Source organism: Mucilaginibacter sp. P2_A4 (assembly GCF_056405015.1).
Map to the genome: position 1 here is coordinate 49,026 of NZ_JBFUCX010000022.1, position 24,226 is coordinate 73,251.

The window sequence follows — 24,226 nt, forward strand, 5'->3', positions numbered from 1 at the left end:
ATTATAATTCAAAGTAACAACCCGGTAGTGACAGCCCTATGTCAGCAGCTTTTTATAAAAGAAATAAATGTTAAAGAATATGTAAATTGCTTGAGAGAAACCAATCCTAATCCATCATAAAAAGCATGTTATCCTTTCCGCCATTCACCATCCATTGGGATCCCAATATTATCACCGACGAAAATGGCGAGGCCCGGATTTCTTTTTACGCGGCAGATCAACCAACATCGTATACCCTTATATTGCAGGGAACAGACCTGAAAGGTAATTTGGGGTTTAAAACAGCAACAATAAATGTTAAGTAAATGAAAAGAGTATTTTTAGTTTTGATGATCGTGCTGCACTTCACCGCCTATTCCCAGTCGCGTAAAAAAGTTATAATCGTACTCACTTATGATGATGGTCTTGCATCGCAATTGGATATCGCCATTCCACAACTGGATTCTTTGGGGTTTAAAGGTACTTTCTTCCTCACCGGCTATGTAGGGACAAAAACTATCCCGCGTTGGCGCCAGGTTGCTTTAAAAGGGCACGAGCTGGCCAATCATTCTTTATACCATCCTTGCCTGCTTACCACGGTAAAAGGCAATGCTGCAAATAATTCGGCCAATTATTCTGTTTACATGATGCTGCGTGAAATTGGCGAAATGAATAACCTGCTGTTTGCTGTTGATGGCGGAGCATCCCCGCGTACTTATGCTTACCCCTGTACCGAGGTAGCCGTTGGTGGTATTAATTATGTTGATTCGTTAAGGCAATCGGGCCTGGTAAAGTATGCCAGGATTGGTGGCGGCCCCGACGCCGTGATCACCAATTTTAAAAAACTCGACCCGTTGCAGGTGCCAGCCTGGGGGATTCATGCCGGCGTTACCGGTGATGAACTGATTGCCTTTGTTAAAAAGGTACAGCAAAGCGGTGGTATGGGCGTATTGATGTTTCACGGTGTAGGAGGCGATTATATTACTACTCCCGCTGCCGCGCATAAAAAATTATTGCTATACCTAAAGCAGCATGAAAATGAAATTGAAGTAACCACTTTCCGGGCAGGGATGGATGGGGTTGCCGCCTTAAATCACAATTAATATAATTGGGAATCCAATCATAACCATGAAACGTATTTTTCTTTATCTCCTGTTTTTTTTGCCGGTTACATGCCTGGCACAAAGTCCTGTTGTTGACAATTTATCCAGCGAATACCTGGTAAATCCCATAGGTATTGATATCACACATCCCCGCCTCAGCTGGAAGATAGCAGCAACTCAAAATAACACCCTGCAGCAAGCCTATAACATTACGGTTGCAACCGACGCTTCGTTTTCATCCTCAAAAACGGTTTGGAACACGGGCAAAGTAAATTCAGACTCCTCGGTATTGATCACCTATAACGGTGCTGCTTTAAAATCAGCTACCCGTTACTACTGGAGGGTGAAGATATGGGATAACCACAGCCATACATCGGCGTGGAGCAAACCCGCGTATTTTGAAACCGGCTTGCTTACCACAAGTGACTGGACGGCCAGCTGGATTCAGCCTAAGCATGATTCTGTGCGCAAGATACCGGCAATTATGCTGCGTAAGCAGTTCACTACCTCTAAAAAGATAGTATCAGCAAGGGCATATGCAACTGCACACGGTTTGTATGAATTATACCTTAACGGGCACAAAGTAGGCAACCAGTTACTTACCCCCGGATGGACAGAATATAAAAAACGCCTGCAATACCAGGTTTATGATATAACCGCCATGCTGCAGCAGGGTGATAACGTGATAGGGGCAATGGTAGGTGATGGCTGGTTTAGGGGAACCATAGCCTTTAATAATCAATGGGGCTTTTGGGGTAAAAAATTGGCGCTGTTATGCCAGTTGCAGATCACCTATGCAGATGGAACGGTAGAAAATATTAACTCTGATAGTTCATGGAAAAGCACCCTGGCGGGCCCTGTAACCCTTAATGGAATTTACGATGGCGAGAATTATGATGCCCGCAAAGAAATACCAGGCTGGGCTAATAAAGGATTTAACGATGCTGCCTGGACAGCTGTAAACGTTGCTGATATAGATAAAAAAACATTGGTAGGTGTGGAAAGTGTTCCGGTACACAGAATTGCCGAACTAAAGCCCAGGGCCATTTTTAAAAGTGCCAAAGGTACCCAGATAGTAGATTTTGGGCAGAATATGACAGGTTGGGTTAGGCTTAAAGTAAATGGTAAGGCCGGTACAACGGTTAATATCAAACACGCCGAAGTACTGGATAAATTTGGTGAGTTTTATACGGCCAATCTGCGTGCTGCTACGGCTACTATCAATTACACTTTAAAAGGTGGCGGCGATGAAGTATTTGAGCCTCATTTTACTTTTATGGGTTTCAGGTATATTGCTGTAGATGGCTTTCCCGGTGAGTTAAAACCTGAAAATTTTACTGCAGTGGTGGTGCATTCAGATATGAAAGTAACAGGCGAATTTACCTGTTCAGATACCATGATCAACAAATTGCAGCACAATATTCAATGGGGGCAAAAAGGTAATTTTTTAGATATTCCTACCGATTGCCCGCAACGCGACGAACGTTTGGGTTGGACAGGTGATGCGCAGGTTTTCTCGCGCACGGCATCATTTAACATGAACGTGGCGCCGTTTTTTGCCAAGTGGATGAAGGATGTTGCTGCAGATCAGTACCCGGACGGAGGCGTACCTTTTGTGGTACCCGATGTTTTACAAACCAACCGTACAACATCGGCAGGCTGGGGCGATGTGGCCGTTATTGTACCGTGGACAATGTACCAGGTTTATGCTGATAAACGTATTCTGCAAACCCAATACCCCAGCATGAAGGCTTATGTAGATAAGATCATCAAAAGAGCCGGCGATAGCCATATATGGCGTGGTGGCAGTGTTTTTGGCGATTGGCTATTCTATCGCCCGGGCATCTATGATTTTTCGGAGCCCAACGGCTATACCAATCCTGATATGATTGCAACGGCTTTTTACGCATACTCATCAAAATTACTAAGCCAGGCCGCAGGTGCATTAGGTAATACAGCCGATGAAAAAAAATATGATGATGTTTACCAGCAGGTAAAGAAAGCATTTGTCCAAAATTATATAACGCCAACCGGGCGCATATTTGCCGATTCGCAAACAGGATATGTACTGGCCTTAAAGTTTGACCTGGTTCCCGATAGCCTGAAGAACAAGGCGGCAGCTTACCTGGTTGAGGATGTGCGCAGCCGCAACAATCACTTATCTACCGGGTTTTTAGGTACGCCTTATTTGTGCCAGGTGCTATCACAAAATGGGTATGCCAATGTAGCTTATGACCTGTTGTTGCAAAAGACTTATCCATCATGGTTATATCCTGTAAAAATGGGCGCAACTACCATTTGGGAGCGTTGGGATGGCATCAAAACCGATAGTACTTTCCAGGATAAAAGCATGAACTCCTTTAACCACTACTCTTACGGGGCAGTTGGCGATTGGATGTATCAGAATGTAACAGGTTTGCAGGTTGGTAAACCGGGTTATAAGTATATAATATTAAAACCACAGCCGAGCCCTAAATTTACATTTGCCAAAACCACTTTCGAAACCATGTATGGGCAGATACTTTCGGCCTGGGAAGTTAAGGATGGCGTAATGCAGGTGCATGTTAAAATTCCGGCCAATACAACAGCCAGCGTAAGCCTGCCGCAAGCTCATCCTGAAGATGTAAAGCAGGATGGTAAGCCTATAACGGGCGCCAGTACCGATGCTGATGGTGTCACCATACAACTTGGTTCCGGAGAGTATACGTTTAATTATCCCTGGATAGTGTTGAAAGAGAAGATTGCCGCAAGATAAGATTGAAAGCCTGGTTGGATGAGTAAATTCTTATCCAACCAGCTGATTAAATAATTTTACCAAAGTTGCTTCGGCATCGGTACATAAACCGGGATGAACTTTTGATGATTGTACCACCGTGCTGCGCGTGGCGGTAAGCCAGCGAAAACGGGAGGCTATATCCAATTTGGCAATTGGGCCGGCCTTGGCATCGCCATTAGCTATTCTTTCAAAGGAATTGATATTATCTTTAAGGCAGTCGATATCCAAACCGGGCGCCAAAGCGCTGATTCTTGCTTCATCAACTTTTAAGATGGTTTTTAAAAACTTTTGTTTAGGGCAATATAAAATCACTCCAATGTTTATGAACTCTTCGCGCTCTACCCTGGGTACAACGCGTATTACGGCGTACTCAAATAATTGATCGGGCATGTTTGGCTTCATTTACAAATATTGCTGACGATGCAATACGGGTTAGTAAAAATTGGGTATAAACTTCCCTGCGTTCGGTTGGTGTACCATTTTCAGATTCATCTGTCAACCAATCATCAGGAATTAAATTAACAATATCGCGGATCCGTTCTGGCGTTAAAATGGAACGAAATGCTGCATCAACCTCATCCAATTCGGATGCCTGTGGTAATAAAACGTGGTCCTTAACCTGTACAAAAGGTCTTTTGGCAGATTCTTCCCAGTTATACCACGAGTGATGGAAATACAAAGCGGCGCCATGATCAATAAGCCACAGTTCCTTATGCCACATAAGCATATTGGTATTGCGGGGCGTACGGTCTACATTGGTTAATAAACAATCAAGCCACACTATTTTTGAAGCTAATGTTGCATCTAATGTATTAACCACTGGGTCGTAAGTTATGGCGCCTGATAAATAATGTAAAGCAAGGTTAAGGCCAACACTAAATTTCAACAGATCCTGGATCTCCTCATCCGCTTCCGACCGGCCAAAGGCCTCATCAAGGTTTGCAAATACCAGCTCGGGCACTTTTAAACCCAGGAGGCGCGCAATTTCGCCTCCAATAAGTTCGGCAATTAAGGCTTTAACACCCTGGCCGGCACCTCGAAATTTAAGCACATATAAAAACTCATCGTCACCCTCGGCAATGGCTGGCAGCGAACCGCCTTCCCGTAACGGGGTTACATAGCGTATCACTTTAATGGTTCTGAGTTGTGGTTCAGCGTAATTCATAGACGAGGCGAAAATTAGGGCAAATTTTTGAGAAATCAGTAAGCCGATTTTTTATTTCCCGCATCCCAAAGATAAATCCTATTTTGGACGCAGATAACAATATGCAGGCATATATTTTAGGTATCGACATTGGCACAGGCAGCACCAAGGCTGTTGCAGTTGCTTTAACCGGGGAGGTATTGGGTGTTACCCAACAACATTACCCTATTAATAATCCTCAACCTGGCTACAGCGAACAGGATCCTGTATTGATATGGGACGCCTTTGTAAAATGCCTGCAGGAGATAACTGTTAAGGTAGGCTTTGCACCGGAAGGAATTAGCTTTAGCAGCGCTATGCATAGCATTATTCCGGTTAATGCGGCCGGAGTACCTTTGGCACCAATGATAACCTGGGCAGATGCACGAAGTGAGGAGATAGCGGAGCGTTTAAGGGACTCGGCAAAAGGGGAGGAGATTTACCGGATAACGGGTACTCCAATACATGCCATGTCGCCGCTGTGTAAACTGATGTGGATGCGTGATAATAAGCCGGATCTGTTTGCTCAAACCCATAAATTTATTTCTATTAAAGAGTTTATCTGGTTTAACTTGTTCAATGCTTTCCAGGTAGATTATTCTATTGCCTCTGCAACAGGGTTATTTGATATTTTAAAATTGGAGTGGAGCAGGGAGGCCTGTGCCTTGGCGGGTTTATCTCCTGAGAAGTTATCGAAGCCCGAAAACACTACTTACTATCGGAGCAATTTGGATGCTGGCAAAGCAAGCCTGCTCAACATCCCCCAAAAAACAAATTTTATTATTGGTGCAAGCGATGGGGCCTGCGCAAATCTGGGGAGCCATACTACCGGGCCAGGTATAGCGGCTTTAACTATTGGTACCAGCGGAGCTGTGAGGATTACCAGCCCCAAACCGGTTTATAATTACGAGGGTATGAGCTTTAATTACCTGCTTAACCAGGATACTTATGTATGTGGTGGAGCGGTGAATAACGGGGGTATTGCAATTAACTGGCTGTTGAGCAACTTTCTTCAAAAAACTGAAATTACGGCCGATGATTACCGTGATTTATTTAATGCTATTGAAACCACACCGGCTGGTAGTGATGGTTTGCTGTTTTTGCCCTATTTATATGGCGAAAGAGCGCCCCTTTGGGATACCAGGAGCAGCGGAGCATTCCTGAATGTTAAGCCAATGCACACACGTGCGCACTTTTTAAGGGCCTCACTCGAGGGCGTTTGTTTTGCTTTATATGATGTGCTTAAAATAGTTGAAGATGCCTCGGTTAATATTACCCAGGTTAATATTAGTGGTGGCTTTGTAAGCTCGGGCACATGGACACAGATCCTGTCCGATATCACCGGGAAAAAGTTGGTAGTATTACAACCCGAGGATGCATCGGCAGTTGGGGCCGTTTACCTTGCCATGCAAGTGCTACACCCCGATAATTACATCAAGCTAACCCATATTGACAATCAAACGATTATAGAGCCGAATGAAGGAAACCATAAGATGTACAATAAACATTTTGTGCTGTTTAAAAAGCTTTATGTAGATTTAAAAGAGTCAATGCACCTCATGAAAAATATGGATGTTTGATAAATGCTAATGCATGTAAGTTGCATTATTGGGGATGCAAAATAAAATTTAAATTATTGAAAATTCTGTTTTATCTAAAGCCAAGCGCGCGGGTAAAGCGGTAGCAACAATAAACTATAACCGGCGCGGCCAGTATATCCATAGTATAATGAATATGCTGCACCAGTAATAGCATCATCACAATTAGCATGGCTGCAAGAGCAATGCGCTTATCGTTTTTCCGTTCCAGATGGAGATATATCAAAACCAGGGACGCGGTATGGCCCGAGAAGAAAAGATCTTTAGTGATAGCAGCGTGACCGTAAAAGTACCCCGTAAGCGGATCGACCAACGGGATTAACCCTATCGGGGGATCGAGCTTCACGAAACTTAATGTTAAAAACCGGGCTATACAAACAAATATAAGTGTCCAAAGATAGGTCATGCCGATGGCGGGTTTATATAAGGCCCTTACCATCATAAGTATACCCATACCCCATATAATGGCGAAAATGGGAACAGACACGTCGACGGCTGGTAAATGAGCCAGAACCCAATCATTTAATACAACGCCATTCCTTTGTTCAATACTCCTGAAAAAAGAAGGCATAATATTAATTATAGCTACAATAAGCATCGTGCCTATAATAAGCTTAACGCGTTTTAAACTCGTGTCGAATGCGTTTTGCCAGTTAAGTTTTATTCTATATAAAGCTATCAGTGTCACAGTTCAATCATAGTAATAGTTTGCAAAAGTAATTATTGACGCTTGTATTAAAAATATGTTACATCAATGTTAATGTATTTAATTAAGATAATAAAAATTTAAAAGCAATTATGTTGCATTTGTTTTATATTTGCGGCATGCATCTTCATAAAACATCTTCCAGGTTGGATGGTATTGGCATAACGGCTTCAACAATATGCGCCATTCATTGTGCGGTAGTGCCACTATTGCTTACCAGTTTGCCATTAATTGGTCTTGGGTTTTTAGCAACACCATGGGTAGAGTGGGGGATGATTGTTTTAGCGCTGATGATAGGTGGATATTCAATAGGGTTATCTTACCTGCGCAGCCATCGCAAGGCGCTACCTTTAATTTTATTGCTTGCAGGCTTTGTAATAATAATGATGGGGCATGCTATTTTAAACAATATAGCCGAAGCGATTATTGTGCCTTTGGGTGGGTTAACAATAGCCCTTGCGCATTATATAAATAATAAATATGTTGGCGTTTGCAGGCATACGCCGCTGCGCTATAAGTAGGTCGGGGATTTAAAATCCCAGCTCGCCACGTTCTATAACCGCCGAATCGCAAATATAAGTTGGTACAATGCCTGTTGCTATTATCCTGTTTTCGGCATCAAGCGGCTGGGTGTTGCCCGATAGTACCAAAACAGTATCGAGCCCAAATTTATTGGCACCTAAAATATCAGTTTGCAGGGTATCGCCAACCATCACTATATCTTTTTTACTGATGGGGCCTTGCTCGCGCAGCAGATCATAAGCAAACATGAACATTTGCGAATCGGGCTTACCAAAACGGATAAACTCTTTCCCAACAATTGCTTCAATCATACTGGCCAAACCACCAACCGCTATGGATACATCATGCTTGGTTCGTGGATAGGCGCGGTCTGTATTGGCAACAATTGCTGGTATGGTTCTTTTGCGCAAAATATTTACGGCCTTATTCAAATCATCAAACCAGTCAAAACCCTCATCGTCTAAAAATACAAGGGCGTTTACCTTATCAATATTATCCTCGTTTATAAGGCTTACGGGTAGCGTATGCAAGCCCGAGCTATCAATATAATGTGCCGAATCGGGAGTGCCCAAATAGGCTACAATGCCGTCGTTCACTTTCAGGTCAAGATAATCCTTGGTAAGCATGCCCGATGATATGATTCTGTTGGGAGTAACGGCGAGCAGGCCTTTTGTATTATATGATTCTGCCAGTTGCGCGGGGCTCCTGGAAGCATCATTGGTAACGATGTAATATTCTTTATTTTGCTGTTCCAGGTAATCAAAGGTTCGCTCTATACCCGGCAGCAGGCCCTTATAGGTTTTTAATACGCCAAATGCATCAAAAAAAATAACCTTATACCTGTCAATAATGGATTTAAAGTTTTCTATTTTTTTCATGCTTGAGTTTAATGTAGTTATTAGGGTGCAATATGCTTAAATATTAAAGTATTGCCTATTTTAATTTAAGTGCTTCAATAATTTTTTCCGCGTCAAAATCCCTGTCGACTGATGGAAGGTAGATATTAAAGGCCTCTGATTGTAATTTCTGCGCATACTGTTCGCTAAAAAAGTGCTTGCCATCTTTTATCACGTAGTTTAAAATAAAAAACCGGTATGCCTCCTTCATAAACCTGATCTCATCTGCAGTAAGGGGATTTATCTTGTGATATTCTTTTAAAAACAGGATGAACCTATCTTCCATCATCGTATTGATCACATAGCTAAACACCGTACGATCGCCAACATCAGATACCACGCGGCTGAAGAAATAAAAATCAAGCACCCGGTAACTCATCCTAAACCAATCATAATCCCAACGGGAATAAAGTTCCAGGCTTGGGGTTACCGAAAAGTTGCCAATATTCCAGTCGATAAATACCGGGATGATCTCGAACGAGCTCATGTTGTATTTCGAGCGGTTCTTCATAAAGGTTTCGCAATGGTATTTCAAGAAATCGGCTTGCATGGCAGTGCCAAACTGTTGCTCGTTAGTCTCCAGCTGATTCATCAGGGCCGAAATATCAGTACGCAGGGTTTTTGATGATTTAGGTAATACATTTTTTACCCTTGAGCAAGCCTTATGAAACTTGCCCACTTGCTGGCCCAGTTTTTTAATCTGGTTATCATCAAGCCTGCGCGGCAGCCGGTTAAGGATCCTTGTAGGGTTGTAAAATACCACCCAGGCATCTGTTTTGCCGTGCTTATAATGGTAAATATATACTCTGTTGTTTTTTAACAGGGAACGGGCCAGTAAATTTTCAAACGGGTAGAGCAGGTTGTTGGCTAAAGTTTGAATGATACGATGATCTTCTTTAAAGTTTTCAAACTTACCAAAATAAGATAGTTTAGCTATGATGATATCATCATCATCAAAAGTGATGCGGTATACATGATTAGTAGATACCATTGCGCTGATATCTTCAATGAGCTTGATGGTTTTTGAGGCATCATAGCCTTCCCATGCTTTTTTAACAATGATGGAATAATCCATTTTTTTAACGTTGGTTTATAATTGGAATTTTGCGGGGGCAAATGTGCGCAATAATAATCAAATTGTATGAACTGGAATTTTTATCTGAACCGGAATTAAACGAATTGATTGAATTGGTAGAATTTCCAGTCGCTTTTTAAAATTTTGCCAATTCAATAAATTCCACAAATCCCGGTTCAGACTAAGATTATATGATTTCAAAATACCTCTTCAACTCCCAATCTGTAACATGTTTAGCATATTGGCGGTGTTCCCATAGCCGGGTTTGGGTAAAGTGCTCCACAAAGCCTTCACCAAAAAGTTCTTTGGCTATCTGTGAGTTTTTCATATCTGTAGCAGCCTCATACAGGTTTTGGGCAAGCACACCATTGCTTTTATCCTGGTAGCCATTGCCTACAGTAGGTCGTATGTTTAAAGGCAATTTGTTTTTTATGCCGTATAAGCCAGAAGCAAGCGCGGCTGCAATAGCCAGGTAAGGGTTGGTATCTGAACCAGGTATGCGGGTTTCCAGCCTGGTGTAGCCGGGTGTGGTGTTTATAACACGCAGTGCTGTGGTACGGTTATCTACTCCCCAGGTAATGGTTGTTGGCGCCCAGGCACCCTCAACCAGGCGCTTATAACTGTTTACGGTTGGCGCATACATAGGCAACAGGTGCGGCATGCAGTACAGCTGGCCGGCAAGATAATGCTTATGCAGATCGCTCATTTTATTCGGGTCATCAGCATTGTAGAAAAGGTTGTCGGCCTTATCCTTACTCCATAGGCTTTGGTGGATATGGCCGCTGCAGCCTGGTAAATTCTCATTCCATTTAGCCATGAACGATGCCATAATGCCGTGTTTATAGGCAATTTCCTTAACGGCGGTTTTAAAAAGCACCGCTTTATCGGCAGCGGCTAAAACTTCATCGTGGGCAATGGCAGCTTCGTAAACACCCGGACCTGTTTCGGTATGTAAGCCTTCAATTGGGATATTAAATTGGGTAAGCAGGTTAAACAGGTCATAGTAAAAATCACTGTTTTGTGAGGTGCGCAGTATAGAGTAACCAAACATTCCCGGCGTAAGGGTATTGATGTTGGTGAAATCCTTATCGTTGATTGATTGTGGCGTTTCCCTGAAGTTGAACCACTCAAATTCCTGTGCAAATTCGGCATGGTAACCCAGGTCTTCACACTCTTTTACTATCTTTTTTAATAAACTGCGGGGGCATGCCGGCAATGCGGTGCCATTAGGGTCGCTGTAATCGGCTAAAAAGAAAGGTATATTATCCTGCCACGGTATGTTACGAAGGGTATTTAAATCGATACGGCAAAGTTTATCCGGATAGCCGGTATGCCAGCCGGTAAGCTTTACGTTATCATAACAAACATCATTGCTATCCCATCCAAAAACAACATCGCAAAAACCATAACCACTTTGCAGGCCTTCGAGAAATTTTTTAGGATGGATCACCTTACCGCGTAAAACGCCATCAATATCGGCAAAGGCAAACTTTATTTTTTGGATGTTATTTTCTTCTAAATATGTTTTGATCTGTTCTGGATTCATGGTATAAAATATACGGCCGGTTTCAATTTAGCAAGATAGCCATTATGATGTAAACATAAAAAAAACTGCTCCGGATGTTATATCCATTCATACGAATTAGGCCTTACCTTTGTTTGAGGTAGGTTTTATTTATGGCAACAATTAACCAGTATTTATTTGTTTACGGAACGCTGCTCATGAGTGGAAATGAGTTTGCCGATTATTTGCAAGCGCATTGTAAACTAATTGGGCAAGGCAAATTTAAAGGCAGGCTTTATAATGCCGGTGAATATCCGGGTGCTATTGCCGATGCAAGTACAGACCAATATGTTTATGGCAGGATATATTTAATTGATAATCCCCAAAAGGTTTTGGATGTAATTGACAGATATGAGGGTATTGGCGCAAACGAGCCGCATCCACATGAATATACAAGAGAGTTGATTAAGGTTATAAAGGATGATGAAGTAATTACCTGCTGGGCTTACTTATATAACTGGCCGGTGAACAGGCTTATACAAATTGCCGGTGGCAACTATGTACAATACATCAATACCAAAACCAAATAAATGGGTTAAAAAAAATCCCCTGATTCTTTTAGGATCAGGGGATTTTAGAAAATTATATATGTGGGGGATTAAACTTTAGCTGATTTTACAGTTTTGATAATCACCGCAGCAACTTTGTAAGGATCGGCAGCCGAGTTAGGACGACGATCTTCAAGGTAACCACTCCAGTTATGATCCACTGTATACAATGGGATACGGATAGAAGCACCACGATCAGAAACACCATAGCTGAAATCATTGATAGATGCAGTTTCGTGTTTACCTGTTAAACGTAATTCATTATGAGCACCATATACAGCAACACACTCAGCAACCGCAGGGCGGAAAGCTTCGCAGATAGCTGTAAAAGTTTCTTTGCTGTTTGCAGTACGTAAAGTAGTGTTTGAGAAGTTAGCGTGCATACCAGAACCATTCCAATCCAATTCACCTAACGGTTTGCAATGCCAGTTGATAGAAACGCCATAGCTTTCGCCAATTCTTTCTAATAAATAACGTGCTACCCAGATTTGGTCACCAGCTTCTTTTGCACCTTTAGCAAAGATCTGGAATTCCCACTGACCTGCAGCTACCTCAGCATTTATGCCTTCAACATTTAAGCCAGCATCTAAACATACGTCTAAGTGCTCTTCAACAATTTCACGACCATATGCGTTGTTTGCGCCTACTGAGCAATAGTAAGGGCCTTGTGGACCTGGGTAACCACCAGCCGGGAAACCAAGAGGTTTGTTTGTTTTAGGATCCCATAAAAAGTATTCCTGTTCAAAACCAAACCAAAAATCGTTATCATCATCCATGATGTGTGCACGTCCATTTGATTCATGAGGCTCACCTTTTGAATCCAAAACTTCGCACATAACAAGGTACGCGTCTTTTCTTTGAGGATCAGGACATATAAAAACAGGCTTTAATACACAATCAGACGAACCACCTGGTGCCTGTTCGGTTGAAGAACCATCAAAGCTCCATAGCGGACAATCTTCTAATTTACCGCTGAAATCTTTTTCAATCTTTGTTTTGCTACGCAGGCTTTGTGTTGGTTTGTACCCATCAAGCCAAATGTACTCGAGTTTAGTTGCCATTTTTAATTAATTTGTAAAGTTGGGGTTCTATTGATAGTTTTTGTATTAATCTCGCCAATTAATAAGGCGAATTTAAATTATTTTTACAAAAATCACTACGATTTAATGATTTTTTTATAATTTTTTTCAACAAACACTATTAATTAACTACAAATACATAATAATTAACCCGATAAATGGCTTTTTTAGCAATTTTATATTTTTGTATTTCCTAAATCGTGGTTTTTTGCGAAAAGTGTAAAGTATTAGCTATTTAAGCCAAAAAGGGCTGTTTATGCGGATAGAACTATTCTTTTTTTAGTTAATTAATCCTTTTCACTTAGCTTTTGAGATACGTTTTTTAGATTTTTATCCAACTCTTCGGCCGAATACAATAAATACTTGCGTGTTTTAAGCAATTCTTCTTTTGTTTCACTATCCTTCATCAAATCAAGCAGGCCTAAGATATTTGACAGGTGGTTACGTACTTCATGGGAGTTTATAGAAGCCAGTTCTTGTTTTTTTGCTGCAAATAGCAATTGCTCGTAATCTCTTTTCTGTCGGCTGTTGCGGTAAAAAATAGCAACAATTATAACTGCTAAAACTGCCAGTGCAATAGCAAATAGCATCCATAAGCGCTCCCGCTCATATTTGAGTAGGTTTACATAATAGAGGCTTTGCACTTCATTGATTTTTATCTGGGAGGATTTATCACCTACCTGCAATAGGTTGTTGATGTTTTGTTTTAATTCTCCCAATGCCAGTTTAAAGTTGTAGGCGGCAAGCTTTTCGTCGTTTTTAAGCTCGGCTATTTGGCCAAGTACTTCATATAGGTGGTATTTTATTTCGGGATGGTTTTTTTGAGATGGTTTGGCCAATTGTTTTTCGGTCATGTATTGGGCCGAATCTATTTGTCCGTTACTATAATAGGCATCAGCAAGCATTTGCTCCTCCAGGTCGCTTTTTACATAAAGGCTATCTTTTAATAATGTATTAATTTTCTTTATGGCACCTTTATAGTTGTGTTTTAATAAATCAAGATAGTAGCTGGTACGTTTTTGATAGGTATGTAATTTGTACGTTTGGTTTTTGGGGCCAAATAGTTTTTCATGACAAAGCCTTAAAGAATCGTAATTTCTGGTCCTGAAATAGTTCTCGGCTTTATTATAGGTTATCAGACTCAAAGCGTTGAGGCGATTGATCTTATTTTCGTCAATAATGCGTTGCGCCTGGTTAAGGTAGGATAGCGATTGGCCGTAAAGACCACTCTTATAATATATATCAGATATATTGACATCTAACAATGCCTCTAAATAAGGATCATTTAATTTTTTTACTTCATTCTTTGCCAGCCCATAGCTTGATACTGCTCCAATGGAGTTTCCTTCGTCGGTTTGTAAAAAGGCGAGATGGGTAAAATAATCAAAAAGAAGCAGGTGGTCGCTGCTTTTGTGCGCCTCATCTATGGCTTTTATTAAGGCGTTTTGTGATTCCTGGAGGTTTTCAAGCCGTCGCTGATATATACTTTCCATAAAGTATGATATTGATTCTCTATGCTCGAAATTATATTTCGTAAAAGTATCTGTGATGGCTTTCTTTTTAGCATCAAGTTGATCCAGCGGTGAATTTTGAAAAAAAGATTTAATGTACCTGATTACTTTAATCTCCCGTTTCTGCTGATCTTTCAGTAAAATGTAATCAACCAGGCTGTCTCTTTTAGCATGAGGTTGGGCAAAAGTCGCTTTAAATGAGCACAGTAATAAGATTAATATAGCAAGAATAATTTTTTTCAAAGTGGAAGCAATTTAGGATAAAAATACACTCGCAGGTGATAAAATCAAATATATAATGAAAATTAACGGGTTAGTTATCAAATATTTACAATAATATACAACAATATTTAATTGTGTTTGTAACACCAAGTATAGCGCAATTAAGTTTGAGAGAAAAATATTAATTAAGTTTTTTATTGGTATCTGCTTTAAAATCAGGGTAAAAGAATTAATTTGATTAACTATAATTTAATATTGCTTATCGATTGGTTAAAACTATCCCCCTGGTTATCTTTTTTTTCGTAATATTTGATTGAGGCGTTTATTATAATTACTATTGTACTAAATACTATCCGTTTTTTTAAAAATTATGAAAAAATTTACATTTCTATTAATGGCAGTTATTGCCACAGGCTACTTTTCCTGCAAAAAAGACAATGCAGCTCCTGCTCCTTCAAAAACTACAATTAAGAAGGAATTATCTCTTAAGAGAGATACAATTACTGACAGGTTAACTGCCAGGAGAGATACAATTACTGACAAGTAGTAGCAAAACAAAGCGGATAAAATTATGGGGAAACTAACTATCAAATTTCTCCAGTAGTTTTAAAAGTGTTTCAAAATCCTTGGGATAGGGGGCATGTATAGTGACCTCTGTCTCAGGATTAATTTTAAATGTTACCTCGTAAGCGTGCAGAGCAAAGCGTTTCATAATCGGTAACTCCTCCTGATCCTTACCCAAACGGTATTTCCTTTTTATTTTGGATAGAAAAACAGGCTCGCCTTTGTACATTTCGTCTCCGGCTATTGAAGCCCTTTGAGTTGCCAGGTGTATCCTTATCTGGTGCATGCGGCCGGTTACCGGGCGGCATTCTACTAATGTATAGTGTTTGAAATATTTTAATGACTGAAACCAGGTTTCAGCACGTTTGCCTTCCTGGCGGCTAATGGTCACATTGCCTTTGCCCACATTTAATATAGGCAGATCTATCAGTAAATTATCAAAAGTATGAGTGCCATCAATAATAGCGTGGTATACTTTTTTTACCTGCCGTTTTTCAAACTGCATGCTCACCATCCGGTAAGCTTCGGGATTTTTAGCGATGATCAAAGCGCCGGAAGTCTCCTTATCTAAACGGTGACAAATCTGGGCATCTTCCCAATAGCCTTTTGCCAACCTCAGTAAATTTACCTCGCCTCCTTCGCGTTCATCAAGCGAACTTAAAAAAGGTGGCTTGTTAACTACAATCACATCATCATTCTCAAACAGTATCAGATCGGCAAACTTCGGAAATTTCATATTTTATATATAGCCGGCAAAAGTACGGTTTATAATTTAAACAGTTATCACAGTATCAGCTTATTGAATCATCATTTGTTAATTCACTGTAAAACAAAGTTTAATTATAACGGTTATTATTAAATAACAAATTAATATTTACCTTTTATCTATAAAAACATCATGAGTACCAACGCAACCAAACCTGAAGAAAAGGGATTTTTTGAAAAGGTTAAAGAAACTATAGAAAGTCTTTGGGATGGCACCAAAGACACAGCAGAGGATGTAAAAGAAGCAGCCGAGGAGAAACTGGAAGATTTGAAAGAGAAAGTAATCTCAAAAAAAGCGACGGCCAGCAAAAAGGTTTCAGCTGAAAAAGCATCAATAACAGCAAAAGTTACCGCAACTGCTGATAAGGCTAAGGTAGCGGCTACCGACTTGAAAACTAAAGCTGCCGAAAAAGCTAAGGCAATTGTTCAGGAAGCTAAAACTGAAACTGCAATAGCTAAAAAAGCAGCAGCTGATGTAAAAGCGAAAGCAGAAACCAAAGCAAAAGCTATTACCGCCAAAGCAGAAGCCGACATTAAAGGCGCTAAAAAAGCAGTGGCAGCTAAAGCTGCAACCGCCGTTAAGAAAAAGACCAGTACACCTAAATAAGCTTTGTTAATTATATATAAGGAAAAGCGTTGGATGAACATTCGACGCTTTTTTTATTGGTAAGTAATTCTTTTGCTTACGTAGATTTTTGGTGTGTTCTTAGCATTTAACAGGTGCAGGCAGAAGATTTTTTCAACTTTTTTATTTTAAATGTAAGGTTTACATTTATTTTTTTACTTTTGAAACGTAAAGGGTACAAACCAATTACCCGTGGCCAATAAAACCTGTACAAAAATACAATGGACAATAACAGTTTTGATCTGAAAGAGCATCCGCATAGCCGTTTAAATATTTTAACTGGTGATTGGATTTTAGTATCGCCTCATCGTACCAAACGCCCATGGCAGGGTAAGGTGGAGGCAACGCAAGCCGATGAAAGACCTCAGTATGATGCGCAATGTTACCTTTGCCCCACAAACAAACGGGCTGATGGTAGTGAAAATCCCGATTACAAAGGAAGCTTTGTTTTTACAAACGACTATTCGTCATTATTGCTGAACACACCGGATGGTGGTTTAAATGATGACGAGTTATTGGTGGCTAATAGTCAAAAGGGAATTTGCAGGGTTATCAGTTTTTCGCCCAGGCATGATCTTACTTTGCCGCAGATGGAAACAGCCGCGATCAGGAAGGTTGTTGATGTTTGGCAATCTGAATTTGAGGATCTTTCATCATACCCATGGATAAAACACATCCAGATATTTGAAAACAAAGGTGATATTATGGGCTGTAGCAATCCGCACCCACACGGCCAGATCTGGGCTCAAAATAGCATCCCTGTAGAGGTAGCTAAAGAAACCCAGCAGCAGAAAAATCATTTCGAGCAAAAAGGCCGCAGCCTGCTTGGTGATTATATTGCATTGGAACTAAAACGCCAGGAACGCATTATTTTCGAAAATGAACACTTTGTGGTATTAGTTCCTTTTTGGGCGGTTTGGCCTTATGAAACCATGATAGTAAGCAAAAGGCACATTACCAGTATTGTTTATTTTACCGATGACGAAAAAACAGCCCTTGCTGATGCTATTAAAAGACTAACGGTTAGGTACGATAATATGTTTGAAACATCATTTCCATACTCTGCCGGGATGCATCAATCGCCGGTAAATATGGGCGAACACCCTTACTGGCATTGGCATATGCATTTTTATCCACCTTTGTTACGATCAGCAACGGTAAAAAAATTCATGGTTGGTTACGAAATGCTGGCTAATCCTCAACGTGATATCACAGCTGAGTATGCCGCCGAGAGATTAAGGAATTTGAGTGAAGTGCATTATAAGGTTAAAGGATAAGCAAAAAATACTAATTTTAAACCAACCATAAAAAACCTACTTATGAATCATTTATTTAAAAATCTATCATTAATAATGTTGCCGGCCTGTTTATCTTTGGCCGCCTGTAATCAAACTTCAACCCAAAAGAAAACAAACGACATGACGGATAGTACCAAAACCACCGCTGCAGCATTTGAAAAAACAATCGATGGAAAACAAACCCACTTATATACCCTTAAAAACAAAAATGGGATAACTGCCACTTTCACCAATTATGGTGGTCGTATAGTTAGTTTATTAGTGCCCGATAAAACCGGTAAGCTTACTGATGTTGTTTTGGGATTTGAAAGTGTGGATGGTTTTGTAAATTCAACCGAGCCTTATTATGGTGCAACTATTGGCCGTTATGGTAACCGTATTGCCAAAGGTCATTTTAAATTGGATGGTAAGGATTATCAATCATCTATCAACAATCCGCCAAATACCCTGCATGGCGGTAAAAATGGTTACCAGAGTGTAGTTTGGGATGCCAAACAGATTGATTCATCAACACTGGAACTTAGTTACTTGTCTAAAGATATGGAAGAAGGTTTCCCGGGCAACTTAACTGTAAAAGTTATATACAGCTTAACTGATAATAATGAGTTTAAATGCGTTTACGAAGCGCATACTGATAAAAATACAGTAGTTAACCTAACTAATCACGCGTTTTTTAACCTAAATGGCGAAGGCAGCGGTACCATACTAAACCACCTGGTACAGGTTAATGCTGATAACTATATCCCTGTTGATGCGGGTTTGATCCCTACCGGGAAAATTGAAAGTGTAAAAGGCACCCCGTTTGATTTCACCAGCGCCGAAACTATTGGCAAAAGGATAAATGATAATAACGAGCAGTTGAAAAATGGCAAAGGTTATGATCATAACTATGTACTGAACAAACACGATATTACAGCCCCGATAGCTACAGTAATTGGCGATAAAAGCGGTATAAAAATGGAAGTATATACCGAGGAGCCAGGTTTACAGTTTTACAGCGGTAACTTTATGCAAGCCAAAAACGCCATGAAACGCGGTTTAAAAGATGAGTTCCGTACCTCATTTGCTATGGAAACCCAGCATTATCCAGATTCGCCGAACCAACCTCAATTTCCATCAACCGAATTGAAGACTGGCGAAACTTACAAAACACAATCATTATACAAGTTTTCGGTGGTTAAATAAGCTGATAATTTTTTAGATATAAAAAAAGGTTCTGCCGTTGGGTGGAACCTTTTTTGTTTTACTGTGATAATGGAGTCTCTCGAGGAAGTAGGGACTAACTAAAGATATAAAGCACATGGAATATGTGCCTAATGGCAACGATGAGCAGTGTATTTTATTCCAGTCTCTCAAACAAAAACTTCTGCCCAATTACATGACTTTCGCCTAATTTAAATAGCATTAATTGTTCATCCCCTTTTGAGCGTTCTATATCACCAATAAAATATGCTTTTATACCTTGCCTGGTTAAACATTGCTGGTATATGTTTAAGATTGTTTTTGGCCCTCGGGCAAATAGCCCATAACCTTGTTTACTAAGTTGGCTTACGCTATCGGGCAGATAAATATATTTAAAAACGTCATTCGTATTATCAGATAATTGTAGAATCGATTGAAAAATATCAACAAAAAGTTCCTGTGAATGATTGGTGGTTCCGTTGAAGTAAAGTTCTGTATGAGTGTCATTGTATTTTAAAAGCAAAGGATGCTCACTATATAGTGAAATATCCTGCGTCCAACCATTAATTATTTTCTCTTCCTTAACATCTTCAATATATAATTGCCATAACTGTTGTGGTGTATCTTCATAAAACCGTATGGCGAATGTGAGGTAAAGATTATCTTCGATAAACTTTACCGATTCTATAACAATACCCGCTTCATCATCAAATTCCGGATTATCTAAAATAGCTGTTAATTCCTTTGGAAGGTTTTCCTGAGACGTCATAAATTTATTTGGGGATGTAGATACATCATTAACTGTAATGAGCGGTGAAACAGAGTTACGAACTACAGGTCAATATGGTAATAAAAAACAAAAAATTGTATTGTTTTTCAACCCCTATTAATTAATTTTATCCCCATGTCCCAAACCTCCTACAAATTTATTAAAGAACCCACCAACAGATGGTACATCGATATCCCCGACTGGCAAGGCCAACATGCCGACCTGGAAATGGTGGAGGGCGCAGATGCTATGCTCGACTATGTTGGTAGTGGGAGCAATGAGGTTGAACTTTTATTGGCTGAAGAATCTTTTGATGGAGCAGACACGCTTCAACTGATCCACGATTATTCGCAGCAAATAGGTGGTGGCATCTACCTGTTAAAAGAATACAACGGCGAAATATTGAATCAGGAAATGTGGCTGTGCGAAGTGACTGAATATGTATTTGGGAAACTACCCTCCATGATCTATTTCAGGAAAGTTTGATTTTATACATCACTCCTTGTGTTTTTTGTTGATTAATGTAGCTTTAAAACAGCAGGATAAATAACATTTCTATTGTGGCGTAATTTCATCTGTATGTTTAAATAGTAGAGACTCATATTTGCGTCTCCAACTGTACAGAGACGATAAGGGAGCTGTTGAATTTGCGAGCAGGAAACGCAATTGTGCACTTCTCCCGGCAGCATTAATGTAACCTAAATATTAACCTTAAAACAAGTTAAAATCATTTCGCAACGCAGCCTATAAATTATTATTTTAAAAGTGTACCTTTGCGCCATTATTTTCTTGAAAACAAAGCACTTAATTTTTACGCTTCTGCTTCAACGACAATAAAATTAAATTAATAGCATGAAAAAAATTGTCGACTACAGGAAACTTTTGGGCGTAAACGAAGCTGCCGAACTACAGGAATTAAAAACCAACTATCGCAACATGATGAAAACCTGGCATCCGGATAAATTCCAGGATGAAAGCAGGATTGAGGCTGAAGAGAAAAGTAAAACCATCATTGAAGCATACCACTTTTTGGTAAGTATTGCTCCCGAAACCCGCGGTCAATCGTTAAACGAATACACGCTTACAACTTCTTCATCAAATATTGCTGATTTTGAATATAAATCGCAGGTGTTAAAAATTACTTTTTTAGATGGCAATGCCTATGAATACTTTGATGTACCTAAGGCGGTTTATATAAAACTGATTAATGCCGATTCGCCTGGCCGGTTTGCCCGCAGGCATATCTATAACGAGTATGTTTACAGAAGCGTAAATAAACTGGTGGCTACAGCGTAGTTACCGGTTATTTAATCGTTCATAATCTTCAATAGTATCGATATCAATAGCTCCCAGGGCAAAAGGTACCGATACTACATCTTCGGGATATGAATTGATCAGTTTTTTTGCTCCTTCATTCCCTGTTAAACTTTTAAGGTGAGGAAAATATTTTTCATCAAATAAAGCAGGCACACCAAAAGTGCTTTTGTATTCGCATGCTACAATGCCACTATCGTTTTCTGTTTTTCGTTCGGTTAGCTGGTAAATAAGTAAGGGGTCTACAAATGGCTGGTCGCATAACATTAACAAAACTGATGTTGTTAAGGGTTCAAGCCTTTGAAGTTCTGATATCCCTAATCTGATAGATGAGGCCATACCTTCCTGCCATTGGGGGTTGTAAACGATATTCACCTGTTGGTCAGATATATGCGGTCTTATCTCGTCTTCGTTGGCTCCCAGTACTACCAGTACCGCTTCACAGCTGGCAGAAGTGATTGCAGTTTGGATAGCTCGCTGCAGTAAAGTTTTCCCCTGGTAGATAAGGTTCTGTTTAGGCGATCCAAAGCGGCTTGAAGAGCCCGCAGCGAGTATAATTATCCCGGTCATTGGCTTAATTGGTTATCGGTTATAGCATAGGCTGCCGTATAATTTGTTCCGGTTCGCGGTTATGGATATTGGTTTTGTAACGTAACGATGTACCTGCTCTTTTCTTTAAAACTGCCTGCATTTCGGCAATGATGGATAGCGCAATTTCATCAGCATTTTCTGACCCAATATCTAAACCTGCCGGTCCAAATACGCTTTCTAATTGTTCTGAAGTAATTTTTACGCCTTCATCGGCAAACTCATCCAGCATTCTTTGCAAGCGTTTTTTTGGTCCCAATATCCCTATGTAAGAGATGCTGAGCGATAGCAGCTGCTTTAATACGCACTGATCGTAATTATAGTTGTGTGTCATCAGCATAATTACAGTACGTTCATCAATAATAATCTGTGGCAACACGTTTTCTGGTTTTGATATGATAATCTTTTCCGCAAGCGGAAACCTTTCAGGAATGGCGTAGTTTGACCGGCCATCAACCATATATATCAGCCAGCCCAGTGTAGCCGCTATTTGCACTAATGGTATAGCATCATTACCTGCGCCAAATATCACTAACGAAACCGCAGGTTGCATCAATTCAATAAAGCAGGTAAACTTATCGCCATATAAATAAGTTTTGGTTACCGAGTTGCCGTTTACCAGTACATTTTTTGCATCTGTAAGTAATGCATCTTTAATCTCATCGTCAGGAAACTCTCCAATTATCCGTTCATCCTTATTAAGCAATAAACAGGTGCCCGGTTGTGCTGCCTGTTTGTTGTTCATGGTAAAAAGCGTAACAAGCACAACAGGCTCGCGCTTGCTCAAAAACAATTTAAAAAGGTTGATCGGGTTATCCTGTTTTTTGGCAAAAATAGGCTCAATCAAAATATGGATAATGCCATTACAGCCCAGGCCAACACCCAATTTAGCATCATCATCGTCGGTAGTATCATAAGTAACCAGCATAGGCTTGTTTTGGGCCATTACCAGGCGGGCTTTGCGCAGGGCATCGCCTTCAAGGCAACCACCACTTATGGCTCCGGTAAGCTGCCCATCCTCAGTGATCAGCATACGGGCGCCTGCCCGGCGGTATGAGGAGCCTTCCACGTGCACAACCGTGGCCAATGCTGTTTGTAAGCCAATTTTATCTGCCTTATCAAAGGCGTTCACGATGTCTTTTAATTCTTTCACGTAGTAAATTCGATAATATTCTTGAATAGACTAATATTCTCAATTCTAAGCTATAAAAAGTACATTTAAACCACAATGGTCAAATTTGTAATTTTTATTTTTACAGTAACGATCATTAAACTTAAAAACCTCAAATTTGTTAATTAAATTGTATACATCGTAAATTTTATAACTTGCTGATAGATAATCACGGCCGAAAGATCAATTACCTCCGCCTTGCGGTGACGGACAGGTGCAATTTGCGCTGTTTTTATTGTATGCCCGAGGATGGCCTTAACTGGCTGTCGCGTAAGGAACTGATGAGTTACGAGGAAATGCTGCAAAGCTGTGCCCTGTTGGTAAAAATGGGTATCCAAAAAATCCGTATTACCGGTGGTGAGCCCTTTGTACGTAAAGATATCATGACTTTGCTCAGCTCTATTTCACAATTGGATGGTTTACAGGATCTCAGTATTACTACAAATGGAGTATTAACGGCACCTTACGTACCCGAACTTAAAAAAATAGGTGTGCGCTCTGTAAACCTAAGTTTGGATACACTGGATGCCAATCGCTTTTTTACCATTACCCGCCGCGATGAGTTTGCCAATGTAATGGCAGCTTTGGATGCATTGCTGCAACATGATATGGAGGTGAAAATAAATGCTGTGGTAATGGATGGTAAAAACACACAGGATATTATTTCGTTGGTTGAAATGACCAAAGATTTGCCCGTTAGTGTAAGATTTATAGAAGAGATGCCCTTTAATGGCGACGGACACGTTTACACTGGTTTACAGTGGGACTATGTACGGATCCTGGATGAGATCAAAAGCAAATATCCACAGATCCAAAAACTAACAGATCCGGCTTATTCCACATCATATAATTATCAAATACCGGGTCATAAAGGTACAATTGGAATCATCGCGGCCTATTCGCGTACGTTTTGCGGTACCTGCAACCGAATCCGGATTACCCCACAAGGCGAATTGAAAACCTGTTTATATGACGATGGCGGCTTGAATATTAAGGATTTGATGCGGGCTGGTACCAGCGATGATGAATTGCAAACTGTTTTGCTGAATGCATTTGGAAACCGTGCTAAAGATGGCTGGGAGGCCGAAAAACTGCGCGTAATACACCCGGGGCTCCATGAATCAATGGCCTCTATTGGCGGATAGTAAGCTGAAAGCTGATGCAATGACGGTTTTTATATTTATACAC

At 40.3% G+C, this 24,226-nt stretch carries 25 protein-coding genes; 13 read left to right on the top strand and 12 right to left on the bottom strand.

The window, feature by feature from the left end:
• Nucleotides 1–125 precede the first annotated feature (125 nt).
• From AC1DYB_RS28135 to AC1DYB_RS28145, 3 genes are read left to right on the top strand one after another with little or no spacing between them, the layout of a single operon-like run.
• A complete protein-coding gene (locus tag AC1DYB_RS28135; RefSeq protein ID WP_477439950.1) occupies nt 126–305 on the top strand; it encodes a hypothetical protein in 180 nt (59 codons plus the stop codon).
• Nucleotides 306–1,082 (top strand): polysaccharide deacetylase family protein, encoded by a 777-nt coding sequence (locus AC1DYB_RS28140; protein ID WP_477439952.1) that lies wholly within the window; start codon nt 306–308, stop codon nt 1,080–1,082.
• Between the two features lie 25 nt (nt 1,083–1,107).
• Entirely contained in the window at nt 1,108–3,837 is a 2,730-nt protein-coding gene (locus tag AC1DYB_RS28145; RefSeq protein ID WP_477439954.1) for a glycoside hydrolase family 78 protein, read from the top strand.
• Between the two features lie 30 nt (nt 3,838–3,867).
• Here the strand turns inward: AC1DYB_RS28145 and AC1DYB_RS28150 are convergent, their stop codons facing one another.
• Complete coding sequence (locus AC1DYB_RS28150) at nt 3,868–4,248, bottom strand: DUF3037 domain-containing protein (protein WP_477439956.1); 381 nt, start codon at nt 4,246–4,248, stop codon at nt 3,868–3,870.
• The gene (locus AC1DYB_RS28155) at nt 4,229–5,023 is read right to left on the bottom strand and encodes a HipA family kinase (protein ID WP_477439958.1); all 795 of its coding nucleotides are present in this window, start codon (nt 5,021–5,023) and stop codon (nt 4,229–4,231) included. The genes AC1DYB_RS28150 and AC1DYB_RS28155 overlap by 20 nt, the downstream gene beginning before the upstream one ends.
• 101 nt (nt 5,024–5,124) lie before the next feature.
• Here AC1DYB_RS28155 and AC1DYB_RS28160 point away from each other — a divergent pair, with 101 nt between their 5' ends.
• A complete protein-coding gene (locus AC1DYB_RS28160) occupies nt 5,125–6,621 on the top strand; it encodes a gluconokinase (protein WP_477439960.1) in 1,497 nt (498 codons plus the stop codon).
• A 70-nt stretch (nt 6,622–6,691) separates the two neighbouring features.
• On the opposite strand, the gene AC1DYB_RS28165 is transcribed toward AC1DYB_RS28160, so the two are convergent.
• Nucleotides 6,692–7,210, bottom strand: coding sequence for a phosphatase PAP2-related protein (locus AC1DYB_RS28165; protein ID WP_477439962.1), 519 nt, complete (start codon nt 7,208–7,210; stop codon nt 6,692–6,694).
• A 254-nt stretch (nt 7,211–7,464) separates the two neighbouring features.
• Between AC1DYB_RS28165 and AC1DYB_RS28170 the strand changes: the two genes are divergently transcribed.
• A complete protein-coding gene (locus tag AC1DYB_RS28170) occupies nt 7,465–7,866 on the top strand; it encodes a MerC domain-containing protein (RefSeq protein ID WP_477439964.1) in 402 nt (133 codons plus the stop codon).
• A gap of 9 nt (nt 7,867–7,875) precedes the next feature.
• On the opposite strand, the gene AC1DYB_RS28175 is transcribed toward AC1DYB_RS28170, so the two are convergent.
• The 3 genes from AC1DYB_RS28175 to AC1DYB_RS28185 all read right to left on the bottom strand — a co-directional run bounded on the left by AC1DYB_RS28175 (nt 7,876) and on the right by AC1DYB_RS28185 (nt 11,384).
• Nucleotides 7,876–8,745: an HAD-IIA family hydrolase gene (locus AC1DYB_RS28175; protein WP_295719565.1), complete on the bottom strand. Its 870-nt coding sequence runs from the start codon at nt 8,743–8,745 to the stop codon at nt 7,876–7,878.
• Between the two features lie 55 nt (nt 8,746–8,800).
• On the bottom strand, nt 8,801–9,838 hold the full coding sequence (locus AC1DYB_RS28180; protein WP_295719564.1) for a hypothetical protein: 1,038 nt from the start codon (nt 9,836–9,838) through the stop codon (nt 8,801–8,803).
• 187 nt (nt 9,839–10,025) lie between these two features.
• On the bottom strand, nt 10,026–11,384 hold the full coding sequence (locus AC1DYB_RS28185) for a glutamine synthetase family protein (RefSeq protein ID WP_477439966.1): 1,359 nt from the start codon (nt 11,382–11,384) through the stop codon (nt 10,026–10,028).
• 131 nt (nt 11,385–11,515) lie between these two features.
• Here AC1DYB_RS28185 and AC1DYB_RS28190 point away from each other — a divergent pair, with 131 nt between their 5' ends.
• Entirely contained in the window at nt 11,516–11,932 is a 417-nt protein-coding gene (locus AC1DYB_RS28190) for a gamma-glutamylcyclotransferase family protein (RefSeq protein WP_477439967.1), read from the top strand.
• 68 nt (nt 11,933–12,000) lie between these two features.
• On the opposite strand, the gene AC1DYB_RS28195 is transcribed toward AC1DYB_RS28190, so the two are convergent.
• A complete protein-coding gene (locus AC1DYB_RS28195) occupies nt 12,001–13,011 on the bottom strand; it encodes a glutamine synthetase beta-grasp domain-containing protein (protein ID WP_295719556.1) in 1,011 nt (336 codons plus the stop codon).
• A 305-nt stretch (nt 13,012–13,316) separates the two neighbouring features.
• The gene (locus AC1DYB_RS28200; RefSeq protein ID WP_477439968.1) at nt 13,317–14,783 is read right to left on the bottom strand and encodes a hypothetical protein; all 1,467 of its coding nucleotides are present in this window, start codon (nt 14,781–14,783) and stop codon (nt 13,317–13,319) included.
• 349 nt (nt 14,784–15,132) lie between these two features.
• Between AC1DYB_RS28200 and AC1DYB_RS28205 the strand changes: the two genes are divergently transcribed.
• Nucleotides 15,133–15,309, top strand: coding sequence for a hypothetical protein (locus AC1DYB_RS28205; RefSeq protein WP_477439969.1), 177 nt, complete (start codon nt 15,133–15,135; stop codon nt 15,307–15,309).
• A 33-nt stretch (nt 15,310–15,342) separates the two neighbouring features.
• Here AC1DYB_RS28205 and AC1DYB_RS28210 read toward each other — a convergent pair whose 3' ends face one another.
• Nucleotides 15,343–16,062 carry an RluA family pseudouridine synthase gene (locus AC1DYB_RS28210; protein ID WP_295719552.1) on the bottom strand — a complete coding sequence of 240 codons (720 nt, stop codon included), beginning with the start codon at nt 16,060–16,062 and terminating at the stop codon, nt 15,343–15,345.
• 162 nt (nt 16,063–16,224) lie between these two features.
• Between AC1DYB_RS28210 and AC1DYB_RS28215 the strand changes: the two genes are divergently transcribed.
• The 3 genes from AC1DYB_RS28215 to AC1DYB_RS28225 all read left to right on the top strand — a co-directional run bounded on the left by AC1DYB_RS28215 (nt 16,225) and on the right by AC1DYB_RS28225 (nt 19,199).
• Nucleotides 16,225–16,698: a hypothetical protein gene (locus AC1DYB_RS28215; RefSeq protein ID WP_477439971.1), complete on the top strand. Its 474-nt coding sequence runs from the start codon at nt 16,225–16,227 to the stop codon at nt 16,696–16,698.
• A gap of 239 nt (nt 16,699–16,937) precedes the next feature.
• On the top strand, nt 16,938–17,993 hold the full coding sequence (locus AC1DYB_RS28220) for a UDP-glucose--hexose-1-phosphate uridylyltransferase (protein ID WP_477439973.1): 1,056 nt from the start codon (nt 16,938–16,940) through the stop codon (nt 17,991–17,993).
• A gap of 42 nt (nt 17,994–18,035) precedes the next feature.
• Nucleotides 18,036–19,199, top strand: a complete 1,164-nt coding sequence (locus tag AC1DYB_RS28225; protein WP_477439975.1) for an aldose epimerase family protein — start codon at nt 18,036–18,038, stop codon at nt 19,197–19,199.
• Nucleotides 19,200–19,353: 154 nt separating this feature from the next.
• On the opposite strand, the gene AC1DYB_RS28230 is transcribed toward AC1DYB_RS28225, so the two are convergent.
• The gene (locus tag AC1DYB_RS28230; RefSeq protein WP_477439977.1) at nt 19,354–19,965 is read right to left on the bottom strand and encodes a hypothetical protein; all 612 of its coding nucleotides are present in this window, start codon (nt 19,963–19,965) and stop codon (nt 19,354–19,356) included.
• A 135-nt stretch (nt 19,966–20,100) separates the two neighbouring features.
• On the opposite strand from AC1DYB_RS28230, the gene AC1DYB_RS28235 reads away from it, so the two are divergent.
• Both AC1DYB_RS28235 and AC1DYB_RS28240 read left to right on the top strand, forming a co-directional pair.
• Entirely contained in the window at nt 20,101–20,451 is a 351-nt protein-coding gene (locus tag AC1DYB_RS28235) for a DUF6717 family protein (RefSeq protein ID WP_477439979.1), read from the top strand.
• A gap of 366 nt (nt 20,452–20,817) precedes the next feature.
• The gene (locus AC1DYB_RS28240; protein WP_295719540.1) at nt 20,818–21,261 is read left to right on the top strand and encodes a KTSC domain-containing protein; all 444 of its coding nucleotides are present in this window, start codon (nt 20,818–20,820) and stop codon (nt 21,259–21,261) included.
• Here the strand turns inward: AC1DYB_RS28240 and AC1DYB_RS28245 are convergent, their stop codons facing one another.
• Nucleotides 21,262–21,849: a nucleotidyltransferase family protein gene (locus AC1DYB_RS28245; RefSeq protein ID WP_477439981.1), complete on the bottom strand. Its 588-nt coding sequence runs from the start codon at nt 21,847–21,849 to the stop codon at nt 21,262–21,264.
• A 19-nt stretch (nt 21,850–21,868) separates the two neighbouring features.
• Nucleotides 21,869–23,020: an XdhC family protein gene (locus tag AC1DYB_RS28250; RefSeq protein ID WP_477439983.1), complete on the bottom strand. Its 1,152-nt coding sequence runs from the start codon at nt 23,018–23,020 to the stop codon at nt 21,869–21,871.
• A 173-nt stretch (nt 23,021–23,193) separates the two neighbouring features.
• Here AC1DYB_RS28250 and moaA point away from each other — a divergent pair, with 173 nt between their 5' ends.
• Nucleotides 23,194–24,183 (top strand): GTP 3',8-cyclase MoaA, encoded by a 990-nt coding sequence (moaA, locus tag AC1DYB_RS28255; protein ID WP_477439985.1) that lies wholly within the window; start codon nt 23,194–23,196, stop codon nt 24,181–24,183.
• Nucleotides 24,184–24,226: the final 43 nt, after the last annotated feature.

Bases quoted from the DNA above. Each gene is read 5' to 3' on its own strand.
- AC1DYB_RS28230 (WP_477439977.1), bottom strand. From the start codon at position 19,965: ATGACGTCTCAGGAAAACCTTCCAAAGGAATTAACAGCTATTTTAGAT.
- AC1DYB_RS28160 (WP_477439960.1), top strand. From the start codon at position 5,125: ATGCAGGCATATATTTTAGGTATCGACATTGGCACAGGCAGCACCAAG.
- AC1DYB_RS28145 (WP_477439954.1), top strand. From the start codon at position 1,108: ATGAAACGTATTTTTCTTTATCTCCTGTTTTTTTTGCCGGTTACATGC.
- AC1DYB_RS28180 (WP_295719564.1), bottom strand. From the start codon at position 9,838: ATGGATTATTCCATCATTGTTAAAAAAGCATGGGAAGGCTATGATGCC.
- AC1DYB_RS28155 (WP_477439958.1), bottom strand. From the start codon at position 5,023: ATGAATTACGCTGAACCACAACTCAGAACCATTAAAGTGATACGCTAT.
- AC1DYB_RS28135 (WP_477439950.1), top strand. From the start codon at position 126: ATGTTATCCTTTCCGCCATTCACCATCCATTGGGATCCCAATATTATC.
- AC1DYB_RS28175 (WP_295719565.1), bottom strand. From the start codon at position 8,745: ATGAAAAAAATAGAAAACTTTAAATCCATTATTGACAGGTATAAGGTT.
- AC1DYB_RS28195 (WP_295719556.1), bottom strand. From the start codon at position 13,011: ATGGCAACTAAACTCGAGTACATTTGGCTTGATGGGTACAAACCAACA.
- AC1DYB_RS28225 (WP_477439975.1), top strand. From the start codon at position 18,036: ATGAATCATTTATTTAAAAATCTATCATTAATAATGTTGCCGGCCTGT.
- AC1DYB_RS28190 (WP_477439967.1), top strand. From the start codon at position 11,516: ATGGCAACAATTAACCAGTATTTATTTGTTTACGGAACGCTGCTCATG.
- AC1DYB_RS28140 (WP_477439952.1), top strand. From the start codon at position 306: ATGAAAAGAGTATTTTTAGTTTTGATGATCGTGCTGCACTTCACCGCC.
- AC1DYB_RS28150 (WP_477439956.1), bottom strand. From the start codon at position 4,248: ATGCCCGATCAATTATTTGAGTACGCCGTAATACGCGTTGTACCCAGG.
- AC1DYB_RS28245 (WP_477439981.1), bottom strand. From the start codon at position 21,849: ATGACCGGGATAATTATACTCGCTGCGGGCTCTTCAAGCCGCTTTGGA.
- AC1DYB_RS28210 (WP_295719552.1), bottom strand. From the start codon at position 16,062: ATGAAATTTCCGAAGTTTGCCGATCTGATACTGTTTGAGAATGATGAT.
- AC1DYB_RS28170 (WP_477439964.1), top strand. From the start codon at position 7,465: ATGCATCTTCATAAAACATCTTCCAGGTTGGATGGTATTGGCATAACG.
- AC1DYB_RS28205 (WP_477439969.1), top strand. From the start codon at position 15,133: ATGAAAAAATTTACATTTCTATTAATGGCAGTTATTGCCACAGGCTAC.
- AC1DYB_RS28240 (WP_295719540.1), top strand. From the start codon at position 20,818: ATGAAAAAAATTGTCGACTACAGGAAACTTTTGGGCGTAAACGAAGCT.
- AC1DYB_RS28235 (WP_477439979.1), top strand. From the start codon at position 20,101: ATGTCCCAAACCTCCTACAAATTTATTAAAGAACCCACCAACAGATGG.
- AC1DYB_RS28220 (WP_477439973.1), top strand. From the start codon at position 16,938: ATGGACAATAACAGTTTTGATCTGAAAGAGCATCCGCATAGCCGTTTA.
- AC1DYB_RS28215 (WP_477439971.1), top strand. From the start codon at position 16,225: ATGAGTACCAACGCAACCAAACCTGAAGAAAAGGGATTTTTTGAAAAG.
- AC1DYB_RS28185 (WP_477439966.1), bottom strand. From the start codon at position 11,384: ATGAATCCAGAACAGATCAAAACATATTTAGAAGAAAATAACATCCAA.
- AC1DYB_RS28165 (WP_477439962.1), bottom strand. From the start codon at position 7,210: ATGCCTTCTTTTTTCAGGAGTATTGAACAAAGGAATGGCGTTGTATTA.